16 protein-coding genes and 1 riboswitch are annotated in these 14,799 nt (G+C 60.0%); of the genes, 6 read left to right on the top strand and 10 right to left on the bottom strand.

The features are described 5' to 3' along the window. Positions 1-15: 15 nt before the first annotated feature. Together alaS and ltaE are read right to left on the bottom strand one after the other, a co-directional pair. Positions 16-2,640 carry an alanine--tRNA ligase gene (gene alaS, locus BZK31_RS09715; protein WP_083182485.1) on the bottom strand — a complete coding sequence of 875 codons (2,625 nt, stop codon included), beginning with the start codon at positions 2,638-2,640 and terminating at the stop codon, positions 16-18. A 143-nt stretch (positions 2,641-2,783) separates the two neighbouring features. Further along, entirely contained in the window at positions 2,784-3,788 is a 1,005-nt protein-coding gene (gene ltaE, locus BZK31_RS09710; RefSeq protein WP_083182484.1) for a low-specificity L-threonine aldolase, read from the bottom strand. A gap of 213 nt (positions 3,789-4,001) precedes the next feature. Next, a riboswitch (FMN riboswitch) is annotated at positions 4,002-4,169 on the top strand. A 126-nt stretch (positions 4,170-4,295) separates the two neighbouring features. Between ltaE and BZK31_RS09705 the strand changes: the two genes are divergently transcribed. Then, positions 4,296-4,808 (top strand): 6,7-dimethyl-8-ribityllumazine synthase, encoded by a 513-nt coding sequence (locus tag BZK31_RS09705; protein ID WP_083182483.1) that lies wholly within the window; start codon positions 4,296-4,298, stop codon positions 4,806-4,808. Between the two features lie 55 nt (positions 4,809-4,863). On the opposite strand, the gene arfB is transcribed toward BZK31_RS09705, so the two are convergent. The 8 genes from arfB to BZK31_RS09660 all read right to left on the bottom strand — a co-directional run bounded on the left by arfB (position 4,864) and on the right by BZK31_RS09660 (position 11,959). Then, on the bottom strand, positions 4,864-5,277 hold the full coding sequence (arfB, locus tag BZK31_RS09700; RefSeq protein WP_029242307.1) for an alternative ribosome rescue aminoacyl-tRNA hydrolase ArfB: 414 nt from the start codon (positions 5,275-5,277) through the stop codon (positions 4,864-4,866). Positions 5,278-5,393: 116 nt separating this feature from the next. Beyond that, entirely contained in the window at positions 5,394-6,803 is a 1,410-nt protein-coding gene (locus BZK31_RS09695; RefSeq protein ID WP_083182482.1) for an amino acid permease, read from the bottom strand. A 287-nt stretch (positions 6,804-7,090) separates the two neighbouring features. Next, the gene (gene rluB, locus BZK31_RS09685) at positions 7,091-8,314 is read right to left on the bottom strand and encodes a 23S rRNA pseudouridine(2605) synthase RluB (RefSeq protein ID WP_083182481.1); all 1,224 of its coding nucleotides are present in this window, start codon (positions 8,312-8,314) and stop codon (positions 7,091-7,093) included. 182 nt (positions 8,315-8,496) lie between these two features. Next, positions 8,497-8,688 carry a DUF1289 domain-containing protein gene (locus BZK31_RS09680; RefSeq protein WP_083182480.1) on the bottom strand — a complete coding sequence of 64 codons (192 nt, stop codon included), beginning with the start codon at positions 8,686-8,688 and terminating at the stop codon, positions 8,497-8,499. Between the two features lie 133 nt (positions 8,689-8,821). Beyond that, complete coding sequence (gene scpB / locus BZK31_RS09675; RefSeq protein ID WP_083182479.1) at positions 8,822-9,619, bottom strand: SMC-Scp complex subunit ScpB; 798 nt, start codon at positions 9,617-9,619, stop codon at positions 8,822-8,824. Positions 9,620-9,634: 15 nt separating this feature from the next. Continuing rightward, the gene (locus BZK31_RS09670) at positions 9,635-10,333 is read right to left on the bottom strand and encodes a segregation and condensation protein A (RefSeq protein WP_208617194.1); all 699 of its coding nucleotides are present in this window, start codon (positions 10,331-10,333) and stop codon (positions 9,635-9,637) included. A 119-nt stretch (positions 10,334-10,452) separates the two neighbouring features. Beyond that, positions 10,453-11,082, bottom strand: a complete 630-nt coding sequence (locus BZK31_RS09665; protein ID WP_087881653.1) for an L-threonylcarbamoyladenylate synthase — start codon at positions 11,080-11,082, stop codon at positions 10,453-10,455. Positions 11,083-11,095: 13 nt separating this feature from the next. Then, a complete protein-coding gene (locus tag BZK31_RS09660) occupies positions 11,096-11,959 on the bottom strand; it encodes a PHP domain-containing protein (RefSeq protein ID WP_083182476.1) in 864 nt (287 codons plus the stop codon). A 65-nt stretch (positions 11,960-12,024) separates the two neighbouring features. Between BZK31_RS09660 and BZK31_RS09655 the strand changes: the two genes are divergently transcribed. From BZK31_RS09655 to BZK31_RS09635, 5 genes are all read left to right on the top strand, one after another. Further along, positions 12,025-12,621, top strand: coding sequence for a septation protein A (locus BZK31_RS09655; RefSeq protein ID WP_083182506.1), 597 nt, complete (start codon positions 12,025-12,027; stop codon positions 12,619-12,621). Position 12,622: 1 nt separating this feature from the next. Continuing rightward, entirely contained in the window at positions 12,623-12,922 is a 300-nt protein-coding gene (locus tag BZK31_RS09650; RefSeq protein ID WP_004884303.1) for a YciI family protein, read from the top strand. A gap of 146 nt (positions 12,923-13,068) precedes the next feature. Then, positions 13,069-13,476: an SH3 domain-containing protein gene (locus BZK31_RS09645; RefSeq protein ID WP_083182475.1), complete on the top strand. Its 408-nt coding sequence runs from the start codon at positions 13,069-13,071 to the stop codon at positions 13,474-13,476. Positions 13,477-13,483: 7 nt separating this feature from the next. Beyond that, entirely contained in the window at positions 13,484-14,161 is a 678-nt protein-coding gene (locus BZK31_RS09640) for a response regulator transcription factor (protein WP_083182474.1), read from the top strand. 111 nt (positions 14,162-14,272) lie between these two features. Next, positions 14,273-14,743: a Spy/CpxP family protein refolding chaperone gene (locus BZK31_RS09635; RefSeq protein ID WP_083182473.1), complete on the top strand. Its 471-nt coding sequence runs from the start codon at positions 14,273-14,275 to the stop codon at positions 14,741-14,743. Positions 14,744-14,799: the final 56 nt, after the last annotated feature.

Here is a 14,799-nt window from a genome sequence, read left to right as displayed (position 1 = left end):
GCCTGCGTATTCGATTCAGATACCCTGCTCTACAAAAGGAACGGTCAGTGCCAGCGCAGCATCCAGCGCAGCTGCATCGACACCACCACCTTGAGCCATGTCAGGGCGTCCGCCGCCCTTGCCGCCTACTGCCGCGGCCGCCTGTTTCATCAAATCACCGGCTTTGAGTTGGCCAGTCAGGTCCTTGGTCACGCCTGCAACCAAGACAACCTTGTCTTCATGAACACTGCCGAGCAGGATCACTGCGCGGCCGAGCTTGTTCTTCAACTGGTCGACAAGCGCCAGCAGCGCTTTGCCGTCCTGACCATCCAGGCGCGTGGCCAGAACCTTGACGCCTTTGACATCCAGCGCAGCGGACGACAGATCGTCACCTGCGGCACTGGCGGCCTTGGCCTGCAGCTGTTCCAGTTGTTTTTCCAGCAGACGGTTGCGCTCCAGCACAGCCGTCAGCTTGTCCAGCAGGTTGTCGCGATTGCCTTTGACCAGCGTCGCGGCTTCCTTGAGTTGGTCTTCGGCCGAGTTCAGCCAGGCCAGTGCCGCAGCGCCGGTGACCGCTTCGATCCGGCGCACACCTGCAGCGACGCCGCTTTCGCTGACAATCTTCAGCAGCGAGATGTCGCCGGTACGGTTGGCATGGATGCCGCCGCACAGCTCGACGGAGAAATCGCCGCCCATGCTCAGTACGCGAACGCTGTCGCCGTACTTCTCGCCAAACAACGCCATCGCACCACGCTTTTTGGCGCTTTCGATGTCGGTTTCTTCGGTCACGACCGGGGTGTTCTTGCGAATTTCGGCGTTGACGATGTCTTCCAGCGCACGCAATTGCTCAGGCTTGATTGCCTCGAAGTGGCTGAAGTCAAAGCGCAGGCGCTGACTGTCTACCAGAGAGCCTTTCTGCTGAACGTGATCGCCCAGCACCTGGCGCAATGCGGCGTGCAGCAAATGCGTGGCGGAGTGATTGAGTGCTGTTGCCTGACGAACCTCGGCCGATACGTCGGTTTCGACCTGGGTGCCAACAGTCAGACTGCCACTGGCCACCACACCATGGTGCAGGAATGCGCCACCGGTCTTGGTGGTGTCGCGCACGTCGAAACGCACATCGCCTGCCTGCAGGAAGCCACTGTCACCGATCTGACCGCCGGATTCGGCGTAGAACGGCGTGGTGTCGAGAATCACGACGCCCTCTTCGCCTTCGCTCAACTGCTGAACGGACTGGCCGTCCTTGTACAGAGCCACGACATTGGCGCTGCCGGTGGTGGCCGAGTAGCCGGTAAACAGCGTTGCCGCGTCGACCTTGACCAGGCTGTTGTAGTCCATGCCGAACGAACTGGCCGAACGGGCACGCACGCGCTGGGCTTCCATTTCGCGTTCGAAGCCTGCTTCGTCCAGTGTCAGATTGCGCTCACGGGCGATGTCACCGGTCAGGTCCATCGGGAAGCCGTAGGTGTCGTAGAGTTTGAACACGACTTCACCCGGTACCACCGAACCTTTGAGCTCGGCCAGGTCCTGCTCGAGAATCTTCAGGCCCTGCTCCAGCGTCTTGGCGAACTGCTCTTCTTCGGCCTTGAGCACGCGCTCGATGTGCGCCTGCTGCTGAACCAGTTCAGGGAACGCAGCCCCCATTTCCGCGACCAGCGCGGCAACGATCTGATAGAAGAAGCTGCCCTTGGCGCCCAGTTTGTTGCCGTGACGGCAGGCGCGACGAATGATGCGGCGCAGCACATAGCCGCGGCCTTCATTGGATGGCAACACGCCGTCGGCAATCAGGAAACCGCACGAACGAATGTGGTCGGCGACGACTTTCAGGGACGCCTGATTGTCATTGGTGCAGCCGATGGCTTTGGCCGATGCGGACAGCAGGCTTTGGAACAGATCGATTTCATAGTTGGAATGAACGTGCTGCAGCACCGCACTGACGCGTTCCAGGCCCATGCCGGTATCGACCGATGGTGCTGGCAATGGGTGCAGTACACCATCAGCCGTGCGGTTGAACTGCATGAAAACGTTGTTCCAGATCTCGATGTAGCGGTCACCGTCTTCTTCCGGCGAGCCTGGAGGGCCGCCCCAGATTTCCGGGCCGTGATCGAAGAAGATCTCGCTGCATGGACCGCACGGGCCGGTGTCACCCATGGTCCAGAAGTTGTCGGACGCGTAAGGCGCGCCTTTGTTGTCGCCGATGCGAACCATGCGCTCGGCAGGCACGCCGATCTCTTTGGTCCAGATGTCGTAGGCTTCATCGTCGGTGGCGTAGACCGTGACCCAGAGCTTTTCCTTGGGCAGGTTCAGCCATTTCTCCGAAGTCAAGAAAGTCCAGGCGTAGGTGATCGCATCGCGCTTGAAGTAGTCACCGAAGCTGAAGTTGCCCAGCATTTCGAAGAAGGTGTGGTGGCGGGCGGTGTAGCCGACGTTTTCCAGGTCGTTGTGCTTGCCGCCGGCACGCACGCACTTCTGGCTGGTGACGGCGCGGGTATAAGCACGCTTTTCCTGACCCAGGAAGCAATCCTTGAATTGGTTCATGCCTGCGTTGGTGAACAACAGGGTCGGGTCATTGCCCGGAATCAGGGAGCTGGAGGCGACACGGGTGTGGCCTTGCTCTTCGAAGAAGCCAAGGAAGGCTTCACGGATTTCTGCGCTTTTCATAGGTTCTTCCACGGAGACGGCGGCCAGAGGCAATTGCAAAACGTCAAAGACGTAGCGACGGCAAAGGGCCGCATTATATAGGCGTTGCGTCCTCGGTACAGTCTGTTTGTACGATAGAGACAAGTAACTGGACTATTGGCATGTCATTGGCGTGCAAACCCGGCGAACGCAGCGATCACGCGTTCGAGGTCTGCACGGGAAACATTCAGATGAGTGACCATTCGCAGGCGCGGCGCGGCGACCAGCCGGATTTCGCGCTCAGCACAAAATGCCTTGAGCGACGCAGCCCGATCGCCGACGTGCACGTACACCATATTGGTCTGTACAGGCTCGACATGATAGCCAAGACCGGCCAGACCTTCGGCCAGAAACTGCGCATTGGCATGATCATCGGCCAGGCGTTCGACCTGATGATCCAGCGCATAGAGCCCGGCGGCAGCGAGCGAGCCGGCCTGACGCATGCCGCCGCCCACCATCTTGCGCAGCCGACGTGCCTTGGCGATCAGCGCATCGGAACCGCACAGCACCGAACCCACCGGAGCACCCAGCCCTTTGGACAGGCAGACCGATACGGAATCGAAATGGCTGGCGATATCACGCGCATCGACACCCAGCCGGACCGCGGCGTTGTACAGCCGCGCGCCGTCCAGATGCAGCGCCAGGCCCTTGTCCAGGGTCAAGGCGCGTGCGGCGGCCAGATAGGACAGTGGCAGCACCTTGCCCTGCATGGTGTTTTCCAGCGCCAGCAGACGCGTGCGGGCGAAATGGAAATCATCGGCCTTGATGGCTTCACTGACCTGCTGCAGGTCCAGCGAACCGTCGGCCTGAACATCGAGCGGTTGTGGCTGGATCGAGCCCAGCACGGCAGCGCCACCACCTTCGTATTTGTAAGTGTGTGCCTGCTGGCCGACAATGTATTCATCGCCACGCTCACAGTGCGCCATCAGGGCGAGCAGATTGCTCATGGTGCCGGACGGCACGAAAAGCGCAGCATCGAAGCCCAGGCGTCCGGCCAGGGTGGCTTCGAGAAGGTTGACTGTCGGGTCTTCGCCATAGACATCATCGCCAACGGGCGCCTGGGTCATGGCATCGAGCATGCCCGCCGTCGGCAATGTAACGGTGTCACTGCGCAGATCGATGACCATCACGAAAAAGCTCCCTGAAATTCGAAGGTCGATAATGCATGCGACCTGAAGGTTGCAACAAGGCATTACTAAGGCCGGAACCCATGATAATCAACCCTGAACATGCCTGATACCGTACCTCCTTATAAGGAAAAGGCAGGTTTACCGTACGAAAGTGTCCATGCAAGATCACAAGATCTGTGATAAAAATCCCGCGCCAGCCACGAAATGTGTCGGCAACGTTCTCAGGGCGGGGCGTAATTCCCCACCGGCGGTAATGATGCGCAATGCATCTAGCCCGCGAGCGCTTGAGGGTTGGCAACCACGGTTGACGATTCGCAAGGTCAGCAGACCCGGTGTGATTCCGGGGCCGACGGTCATAGTCCGGATGAAGAGAGAGCGGGAGTGGCGTCTACAAGAACGTCTGCAAAACCCCAGCTTGAACGACAGCGTTCAAGTGGTTTTCCTACGCGACTAGAATCCCTTTCGATCCAAATGCCCTGTTTTTTCTATAAACAGGAGTCAGAACACGTGCAACCTACTGCAATCGACAGCAAAAGCAAAAGTCATCCAAACGAGCGCGTTGCGTTCATTCAAGCCTGCTGGCACAAGGAAATCGTCGATCAGAGCCGTAAAGGTTTCGTCGCCGAAATGGCCAACCATGGCTACGCCGAAAGCGACATCGACTTCTTTGAAGTGGGCGGCGCTTTCGAGATCCCGCTGCACGCCAAACTGCTGGCCAATTCAGGTCGTTATGCCGGCATCGTAGGCGCCGCACTGGTGGTGGACGGCGGCATCTATCGCCACGAATTCGTCGCGCAATCGGTGGTCAGCGCACTGATGCAAGTCCAGCTGGAAACCGAAATCCCGGTGTTCTCCGTGGTCTTGACGCCGCATCATTTCCATTCTGGCGAAGAACATCAGAAATTCTTCTTCGATCACTTCGTGCACAAGGGCGAGGAAGCGGCCAAGACCTGCGCTGATACCCTGAACAAGGTTCGTGCCCTGCGTCGTCACGACACCCAGCAGAAAGCGGCTCGCTAAGCGCGCCTGAAGAGGCGGCGCCAGTCACCCACGGTGACAAGCGTCGCCTATCCGCTCAGAAATCCACCTTGCCCCGCCCTGCCTTGATCGAGCCGCGTTTGCTCTTGGATTCCAGTCGCCGGGTCTTCGAGCCCAGCGTCGGTCGCGTCGGCCTGCGTTTCTTCTCGACCTTGGCCGCATTGACGATCAACTCGCTCAGGCGCAATAACGCATCGGCACGGTTCTGCTCCTGCGTGCGGTACTGCTGAGCCTTGATCACGATCACGCCATCGCTGGTTATCCGACTGTCGCTCAGCGCTAGCAGCCGCTCTTTGTAGAAAGGCGGCAACGACGAGGCGTTGATGTCGAAACGCAAATGCATGGCACTGGACACCTTGTTGACGTTCTGCCCACCTGCGCCTTGGGCGCGGATGGCGGTCAACTCGATTTCGGTGTCCGGCAGGTGGACGTTGTTGGAAATCACCAGCATGAAAACATCTGCAGAAAGTCGGAAACGGACGTCAAGGATACGCCCCTGCGGCAGCACTGTATCGCCCTCATGAAAAACCCCGCCTGGTGAGCCCGGGTTTTCATGTGCAGATCACGTCATTTCACGGCAGCAGGCACCACCACAGGACTACGCCTGGTCTTGATCCGGTAGCAGACCCACATCGCCGCCAGCCAGACCGGTATCGCATACACCGAGACCTGAATGCCGGGGATCATCAGCATGATGCCCAGAATGAAGACCACGAACGCCAGGCAGAAATAGTTGCCGTATGGATACCATAAGGCTTTGAACAGCGGGATCTGTTGCGTACGGTTCAGGTGCTGACGGAATTTCAGGTGCGAGTAGCTGATCATTGCCCAGTTGATGACCAGCGTGGCTACCACCAGCGACATCAGTAATTCCAGCGCATGTTGGGGAATGAAGTAATTGAGCAGCACCGCCACCAGCGTCACCGCCGCCGAGGCAAAGATCGCCTTGACCGGCACACCGCGCTTGTCCACCTGCGCCAGCACTTTGGGCGCATCGCCCTGCTCGGCCATGCCGACCAGCATCCGGCTGTTGCAGTAAGTGCCGCTGTTGTAGACCGACAGCGCAGCCGTTAGCACCACGAAGTTGAGAACGTGCGCGGCGGTGTCGCTGCCCAGCATCGAAAATACCTGCACGAACGGGCTGCCGCTGTACGAGTCGCCCGAGGCGTTGAGGCTGGTCAGCAGGCTGTCCCATGGCGTCAGCGAAAGCAGCACCACCAGCGCTCCGATGTAGAAAATCAGGATCCGGTAGATGACCTGATTGATCGCCTTCGGGATCACGGTCCTGGGCTGTTCGGCTTCGGCGGCGGTGAAACCGAGCATTTCCAGACCACCGAACGAGAACATGATGATCGCCAGCGCCATGACCAGACCACTGACGCCATTGGGGAAGAACCCGCCGTGCGCCCAGAGGTTGCTGACCGACGCCTGAGGCCCGCCACTGCCGCTGACCAGCATATAGCTGCCCAGCGCGATCATGCCGATGATCGCCACCACCTTGATGATCGCGAACCAGAACTCGGTCTCGCCGAACACTTTGACGTTGGCCAGGTTGATTACGTTGATGAAGATGAAGAACGCCGCCGCCGAAACCCAACTGGGGATATCAGGCAGCCAGTAATGGATGTATTTGCCGACGGCTGTCAGTTCCGACATGCCGACCAGGATGTACAGCAACCAGCAGTTCCAGCCGGACAGAAATCCGGCGAAACCGCCCCAGTAATTGTGCGCGAAATGGCTGAAGGATCCGGCCACCGGCTCTTCGACGATCATCTCGCCAAGCTGGCGCATGATCATGAAGGCGATGAAGCCGCAGATCGCGTAACCGAGAATCATCGAAGGCCCGGCTGACTTCAGCACGCCTGCCGAACCAAGGAACAGCCCTGTGCCGATAGCGCCGCCCAGGGCGATCAACTGGATGTGCCGATTCTTCAGACCACGCTTCAACTCGCCTGAGGGTGAGGTGTTTTCACTCATTCAATGCCACCTGATTGTTCTTGTTCTGTGACGGAATAGGACCTGTTGCGCTCGTGACGCAACAGAATGCGGCGCGTGGGACGGGTAAGCCCCGAGCGGTTTCAAACAGCAGTGATTCACAGAAAAAAGCGCGGCATTGTACACCGGCCTCAAGATCGGGGTTTAAAAGGGACGCAAGCGTGTTTATTCAAATGATTACAAGGCATCGGTAACATCCGAAAACGACAACGCCAGCCGCGAAGGACTGGCGTAGCTGTCAACTCACTCACACGGGTCACACGCCACGCTTACTGCGGCTTGCGACGACCGAAGCCCGGACGCTGCCCGGAACCTGCCGGTGGGCCGCGACGCTTGCCTGACGGCGCATCGTCGTCGACCAGCTTGATACCGGCCCGCTTGGGCGCCGGCTTGGCCGGACGCTTGTTCATCTCGCTCGGACGCTCGGCAACCGGAGTACCCCGGCTGTTGTCGGCCGGACGTGGCGCACGCGAGCCTGGCTTGCCGGAATCTTTGCGCGGTGAAGGGCGCTGAGTCGAATCGCCACGCGGACGATCGCGGTCGCTGCCGGTGATCTGCGGTTGACGCGGCGCACGGTCACCCGACGCAGGCGCGCCAGCGGCAGGACGCAATGTGCGAACGCGCTCGCCCTTGCCCAGCGGGCGGGACGATTGACGCTGCAGACGCTCGAGCTTTTCCTTGGTCTTGGCGTTCATCTGCGGCTGAGCCACAGGTGTCAGACCGACTTCGGCTGCCAGAATGTCGACTTCGTACTGGCTCATTTCGCGCCAGCGGCCCATAGGCAGATCGGAGTTGAGGAACACCGGTCCGTAACGCACGCGCTTCAGGCGGCTGACCACCAGGCCTTGGGATTCCCAGAGACGGCGTACTTCACGGTTACGGCCCTCCATCACCACGCAGTGGTACCAGTGGTTGAAACCTTCGCCGCCCGGCGCCTGCTGGATGTCGGTAAAACGCGCCGGACCGTCTTCGAGGATCACGCCGTTCTTCAGACGCAGCAGCATGTCGTCATCGACTTCGCCACGGACACGGACTGCGTATTCGCGGTCCATTTCGAACGACGGGTGCATCAGGCGGTTGGCCAGTTCACCGTCGGTGGTGAACATCAGCAGACCGGTGGTGTTGATGTCCAGACGACCGATGTTGATCCAGCGGCCTTCTTTCGGGCGCGGCAAACGGTCGAACACGGTCGGACGGCCTTCCGGGTCGTCACGGGTGCAGATTTCACCGTCGGGCTTGTTGTACATGATGACGCGGCGAACCGTTTCGGCTGCCTCTTCGCGCTTGATCACGCGACCGTCGACGCTGATGGCGTCATGCAGGTCAACACGCTGACCGAGGGTCGCGTCCTTGCCGTTGACCTTGATGCGGCCCTGGGTGATCCAGGCCTCTACATCGCGGCGCGAGCCGACGCCAATGCGCGCCAGAACCTTCTGCAGCTTTTCGCCTGCGGGTCCGATTTCCTGGCTGTCCTGCTTGTCTTTTTCACTCATCTGGGCACCTCCCGGTGTGTCGAATCAGGGCTGACCGAGAACCGGTGAGACCTGTGCCCTGCGCGCCGTGGACAGCGGCAAGGCGAAATACTTGAAGCCTTGGCGAAGGTTATCGCCGAGGGTCGGCCATCATACGCCCATGCGCTCTGTCGCGCACCTGGCATGCAGCTCAATTGAGCGGATCACTTCTTCTTTTTGCGACCGCCGGTCTTGAGCTTCGCCAGGCGCTTGGCAGACTCGCTCAGCACCTCACGCTTTTCGTCCTTCTCCAGTTTTTTCCAGCCCTTGATTTCACGCTTGCTGCGACCGCACCCCAGGCAAATATCGTCGTCGAATTTGCACAGGCTGATGCAGGGGTTCTTGGTTGAACTCATGGGCCGCAATTCTCATGGGGAAGGTGACTGAACGTCTGACCGCGGGTGAGTAGATGAATTCGACGTGATGAAGATCAGGACATGACGCAACACCAACGATGCGCAGCATTCCAACGCAGCGCTGCATTGCAGCTCAGGACGCTCCGCGCTCGCTCTCCGGGTCAATTGCCTGATCAGGATCTTCTTCATCGGTGGGTTCCGGCCCGGCTCTCAACAAGTCATCGAAATCGATCTTGAGCCCCTGTTCCATCGAGTCCAGCTCGACCAGCAGGCTGCGGAAACTGGTTTCGTCACGCGCCGGCTCAGGCTCCTCTTCGGCGTCGAGGCTGGCGTCGGCCAGTGCCTGAAGGTGCGCAGGAACAGGAGCATCTTCGAAGTCCATTTCCGGCTCGGTTTCCATCTCACGCAGGTCCGCCAGCGGCGGCAGTTCGTCGAGGCTTTTGAGGTTGAAGTGATCGAGGAAAGCTTTGGTGGTGGCGAACATCGCAGGCTTGCCCGGCACGTCACGATAGCCCACCACGCGGATCCACTCGCGCTCCAGCAGTGTCTTGACGATGTGACTGTTGACCGCCACGCCACGCACGTCCTCGATCTCGCCGCGAGTGATCGGCTGGCGATAGGCAATCAGCGCCAGGGTTTCCAGCATCGCCCGCGAATAGCGTTGCGGCCGTTCCTCCCACAGCCGACCGACCCAGGGCGAAAACTTATCACGTATCTGCAGGCGGTAGCCCGACGCGACTTCCTTGAGCTCGAAGGCCCGACCCTCGCAGGATTTGCGCAGTATTTCCAGGGCTTTCCTGAATACCGGCGGCTCCGGACGTTCGCCTTCTTCGAACAGCTCATAGAGACGGTCGAGCGTCTGCGGCTTTCCGGAGGCCAGCAGAAAGGCCTCAAGCAGTGGAGCCAGTTCACGGGGTTCGTTGAGGTTCATGGATGTGCTCTGGCTCTACTCGGCTCGCGCCCTGACATGGATCGCCGCAAAGGGCTCGTTTTGGACCAGCTCGACCAGCGATTCCTTGACCAGTTCGAGGACCGCCATGAACGTCACGACCACACCGAGGCGTCCTTCCTCGGCAGTGAACAGCTCGGCGAACGGCACGAAACCGCCACCCTTGAGACGCTCCAGCACGTCGCTCATGCGCTCGCGGGTGGACAGCGCTTCACGACTGACCTGATGGCTTTCGAACATGTCGCCACGATGCAGCACTTCGGCCATCGACATCAGCACCTCTTCAAGGCTGACATCCGGCAACAGCTTGCGGGCGCGGGCTTCGGGGGCATCCAGCTTTGGCACGATGACATCGCGCCCTACCCGTTTCAACGTGTCGATGCCTTCGGCGGCGGCCTTGAAACGTTCATACTCCTGTAGACGGCGGATCAGCTCAGCACGCGGATCGCCTTCCTCCTCTTCGACTTCCGCCGAACGCGGCAGCAACATGCGCGACTTGATCTCGGCAAGCATGGCGGCCATCACCAGATACTCGGCCGCCAGCTCCAGGCGCACGGTTTTCATCAGTTCGACGTAACCCATGTACTGCTTGGTGATTTCTGCCACCGGGATGTCGAGGATGTCGATGTTCTGTTTGCGGATCAGGTACAACAGCAGGTCGAGCGGGCCTTCGAAGGCTTCGAGAAAGACTTCCAGCGCATCCGGCGGAATGTAGAGGTCGAGCGGCATCTGCGTAAGCGCCTGCCCGTAGACCAGCGCAAACGGCAGCTCCTGCTGGGCATCGGCCTGACTGTCCACCGTCTCCACGACTGTCATTACGCGTCTTCACCGAACGGCGTCGGATCGCCGCAGCCGACGCGAATCACTTGCGGCTCGCCTTCGGACAGGTTGATGACCGTGGACGCAGAAATGCCGCCCATGCCGCCATCGATGATCAGGTCCACCTGATGCTCGAGGATCTGGCGCATTTCATACGGATCGCTCAGCGGCACCGTGTCGCCGGGCATGATCAGGCTGACGCTCATCAGCGGTTCGCCCAGTTGCTCAAGCAGCGCCTGGGCAATCGGGTGGCTGGGAACGCGCAGACCGATGGTGCGCCGTTTAGGGTGTAGCACCAGGCGCGGCACTTCACGGGTGGCATTGAGAATGAAGGTGTAGGGGCCCGGTGTATGGGCCTTGAGCGCACGGAACGCGCCGGTATCGACTTTGGCGAACAGCCCCAGCTGCGACAGGTCGCAGCACATGAGGGTGAAGTTGTGCTTGTCGTCCAGTTGCCGCAGACGGCGGATTCGCTCGATGGCGCTCTTGTCACCAATCTGGCAACCCAGCGCATACGACGAATCTGTCGGGTACACCACCAGCCCGCCGGCCTTGATGATCTCCGCGGCCTGTTTGATCAGGCGCTGCTGCGGGTTCTCCGGGTGGACCTGGAAAAATTGACTCACGGTAACTTCCTGTTCAGACGGCGGCAGTAGATTGTTCATGTTTGAATCTGCACCACAGGGGCGGCAAATCCTCCGGTACGGGACGGTAGACACCGATCTCACCCCAGGCACCGGGGCCGTGGAAATCGCTGCCGGCGCTTACCAGCAGGCCGAACTCACGCGCCAGAATGGCCAGGGTGCCGACTTGATCGGCAGGCTGCATGCCATTGACCACTTCGATGGCGTGACCGCCGGCCTGGATGAAATCGCCGACCAGTTTACGCCGTTTGCTGCGGGTAAAGTCATAATGCGAAGGATGAGCGAGACTGACCCAGGCGCCAGAGGCCCTCAATGTCGCCACAGTGTCTTCCAGGGTCGGCCAGTGTTGCTTGACGTCGCCCAGTTTGCCCGCGCCCAGCCATTTGCGAAACGCTTCGGCGCGATCCTTGACGAATCCTTCGCGTACCAGGAAGTCGGCGAAGTGCGGCCGGGCGGGCGCGTTACCGCTGTCGCCCAGCTCTTTCTGGATCGCCCGGGCACCTTCCAGCGCTCCGGGCATACCTTTGATCGCCAATTTGCGACTGATTTCCTCGGCCCGCAGCCAGCGTCCTTCGTGCAAACGCGTGATCGCTTTGGTCAGGGCTGGTGCCTGGGTGTCGAAAGCGTACCCCAATACATGGATGGTTGCGCCACCCCATGTGCAGGACAATTCCACACCGTTGACCAACTGCATGCCCAGCGAATGCGCGGTCGCACGGGCTTCTTCAAGACCTTCAAGGGTGTCATGGTCGGTGAGCGAAAGGACACGCACGCCATTTTCGTAAGCACGCGCAACCAGCGCGGCGGGCGACAGGGCCCCGTCCGAGGCGGTGCTGTGGCAATGCAGATCAACATTCATAGTGGTGCTTTCGCAGTCATTGATGTTTGTTATTATGCCGCTACATCCTGCTTCTGGCTGCCATTGTGAAACAATTCATCGACTTCATCCCGCTGCTCCTGTTTTTCATTGTCTACAAAACCGAACCCCGCGCTGTGGATATCATGGGTCACAGCTATATGGTGGGCGGCATTTTCAGCGCCACCGCCATGCTGATCATCAGCTCGGTGATCGTCTACGGCATCCTCTATATAAAGCAGCGCAAGCTGGAAAAGAGCCAGTGGCTGACCCTCGTCGCCTGTCTGGTGTTCGGCAGCCTGACCCTTGCCTTTCATAGCGAAACCTTCCTGAAGTGGAAAGCGCCGGTGGTCAACTGGCTGTTTGCGCTGGCCTTTGCCGGCAGCCATTTCATCGGTGACCGACCGCTGATCCAGCGCATCATGGGCCATGCCCTGACGCTGCCTGCTGCCATCTGGACCAAACTGAACATCGCCTGGATCTTCTTTTTCCTGTTCTGCGGTGCGGCCAACCTCTATGTGGCCTTCACTTACCAGGAGTTCTGGGTCGACTTCAAAGTGTTCGGCAGCCTGGCCATGACCCTGATCTTCCTGGTCGCCCAAGGCATCTACCTGTCTCGTCACTTGCACGACGCGGCCTCCACCACGACCAAATCCGAGGACTGACATGCTCTACGCAATCATCGCCACTGACGTCGAAAACTCGCTGGAAAAACGTTTGAGCGTACGCCCCGCGCACCTTGAGCGCCTGAATGCCCTTAAGGATGCAGGCCGTCTGGAACTGGCCGGACCCAACCCTGCGGTGGACAGCAACGACCCGGGCGCAGCCGGTTTCAGCGGCAGCCTGATCGTGGCCGAGTTCGACTCGCTGGCAGCGGCAGAGGCCTGGGCCAAGGCTGATCCCTTCGTCGAGGCAGGCGTCTATGCCAATGTTGTGGTCAAACCATTCAAAAAGGTTCTGCCCTGATTCACCGCTGAACCTGCAGCGCAGTCCTGCCTGAACACGGCAGGGCCGCCCTCCCCGCTCCCTCCCGCACCGCTCAACATTCCCGACGCCTGGCCGACAACCTTCCGATGCCCTAACAAAAACAGTTCTGGTCAATGGGAGTTCAGATGCGTCCAGGTACGTTGTGTCTGCTGATAGCGATGTCGGGAACAAGCCTGCAGGTTCAGGCGCAAGGCGTGGATGGCGTCGAGAACGCACCACCGGCGCATTATTCGAGCGCAGCCAGCCAGATCGCGGATCTTCAAGCGCGACTTGGCGACAGCGAGCGCCAGCGTGAAGAACTGCTGCGCCAGGCACAGAACACCGAACGCGACAGCGCCTTGCTGGGGCGCTTGCGTCAAGAGAACCAAAAGCTCAAGTTGCAGCTCAAAGAAGCACTGTCAGCCACGCCGCCACGCCTGCTGACCGAGCAACAACAGTGGTTTGTCGCAGGGGGCGGCGTTGCGATGATTGCCCTTCTGTGCGGTATATTTGTTAGCGGTTGGCGTAAGCAACGTCGACAGTGGCTAAATTGAGTGAGTCATGAGCGAGCTGTTACTAATTGATGATGACCAGGAACTGTGCGAACTGCTAAGCAGCTGGCTCAGTCAGGAAGGCTTTCAGGTACACGCCTGTCACGACGGCAACAGCGCACGTCAGGCACTTGCCGAGCACGCACCTTCAGCGGTGGTGCTGGATGTGATGCTGCCCGACGGCAGCGGCCTGGAATTGCTCAAACAGTTACGCTCCGAACACCCCGACCTGCCGGTGGTGATGCTCTCGGCACGTGGCGAGCCGCTCGACCGCATTCTGGGCCTGGAGCTGGGCGCTGACGATTACCTGGCCAAACCCTGCGATCCCCGCGAACTGACCGCCCGCCTGCGCGCCGTATTGCGCCGCAGCCATCCGGTGGCGTCTTCAACCCAGCTCGAACTCGGCGACCTGACCTTCAGCCCGGTGCGCGGCGTGGTCAGCATCGATGAAAAGGAACTGACCCTGACCGTCTCGGAAAGCCGTCTGCTGGAGGCGTTGCTACGCCAGCCCGGCGAACCGCTGGACAAGCAGGAGCTGGCGCAACTGGCATTGGGCCGCAAGCTGACTCTTTATGACCGCAGCCTGGACATGCACGTCAGCAACCTGCGCAAGAAGATCGGCCCGCACCCGGACGGCCGTCCGCGGATCGTGGCGTTGCGCAGCCGCGGCTACTATTACAGCCTTTGAATACCGGACGGACCTTACACAAGCTTTACCAAGGCCTGACCGCGCTTGACCTTGATCTCCCTAAACTGGGCTCAACGGCATAGAGCCGCACTAGAGACAAGGAGATACACCATGCGCAAGACCCTGATCGCTTTGATGTTTGCCGCTGCCCTGCCGACCGTCGCCATGGCTGTTCCACCACCACCTGCAGATCCAGAGGCTGGCGCGCCTGCGATGCACATGGAACGTGATGATCGCGGTCCAGGCCCAGGCATGCACCGTGGCCCAGGCCCTGGTCCGTTCCGTGATCTGGACCTGTCGCGTGAACAGCGTCAGCAGATCGACCGCCTGATGCGTGAACAGATGCACGAGCGTCGTGACATCACCCAGCGCTATCTGGACAAGATGCCGGCTCCCGAGCAGAAAGCCATGCAGGACGAGATCAACGCCAAGCGCACCGAAACCGACAGCCAGATTCGTGCCCTGCTCAAGCCTGATCAGCAGAAACAGTTCGACGAAATCAAGAAAAGGCAGGATGAGCGTCGCGCCGAATGGGCCGAGTTCAAGGCGTGGAAAGCCGCCAAGGCTGCAAAAGCGCAATAATACCGGTCACGCCTGACGGCAGACTGATTGCAACCAACCCGGCATGCTCGAGCATG

The organism is Pseudomonas floridensis (genome assembly GCF_002087235.1).
In the GTDB taxonomy this organism is placed as follows: Bacteria; Pseudomonadota; Gammaproteobacteria; order Pseudomonadales; family Pseudomonadaceae; genus Aquipseudomonas; species Aquipseudomonas floridensis.
This window is presented reverse-complemented; position numbering and strand designations above follow the sequence as displayed.

Coding starts and splice junctions, on each gene's coding strand:
- rluB (WP_083182481.1), bottom strand. CDS start 8,314: ATGAGTGAAAAAGACAAGCAGGACAGCCAGGAAATCGGACCCGCAGGC.
- BZK31_RS09660 (WP_083182476.1), bottom strand. CDS start 11,959: ATGAATGTTGATCTGCATTGCCACAGCACCGCCTCGGACGGGGCCCTG.
- BZK31_RS09640 (WP_083182474.1), top strand. CDS start 13,484: ATGAGCGAGCTGTTACTAATTGATGATGACCAGGAACTGTGCGAACTG.
- arfB (WP_029242307.1), bottom strand. CDS start 5,277: ATGCTGGTGATTTCCAACAACGTCCACCTGCCGGACACCGAAATCGAG.
- BZK31_RS09635 (WP_083182473.1), top strand. CDS start 14,273: ATGCGCAAGACCCTGATCGCTTTGATGTTTGCCGCTGCCCTGCCGACC.
- scpB (WP_083182479.1), bottom strand. CDS start 9,619: ATGAACCTCAACGAACCCCGTGAACTGGCTCCACTGCTTGAGGCCTTT.
- BZK31_RS09645 (WP_083182475.1), top strand. CDS start 13,069: ATGCGTCCAGGTACGTTGTGTCTGCTGATAGCGATGTCGGGAACAAGC.
- BZK31_RS09650 (WP_004884303.1), top strand. CDS start 12,623: ATGCTCTACGCAATCATCGCCACTGACGTCGAAAACTCGCTGGAAAAA.
- BZK31_RS09695 (WP_083182482.1), bottom strand. CDS start 6,803: ATGAGTGAAAACACCTCACCCTCAGGCGAGTTGAAGCGTGGTCTGAAG.
- alaS (WP_083182485.1), bottom strand. CDS start 2,640: ATGAAAAGCGCAGAAATCCGTGAAGCCTTCCTTGGCTTCTTCGAAGAG.
- BZK31_RS09680 (WP_083182480.1), bottom strand. CDS start 8,688: ATGAGTTCAACCAAGAACCCCTGCATCAGCCTGTGCAAATTCGACGAC.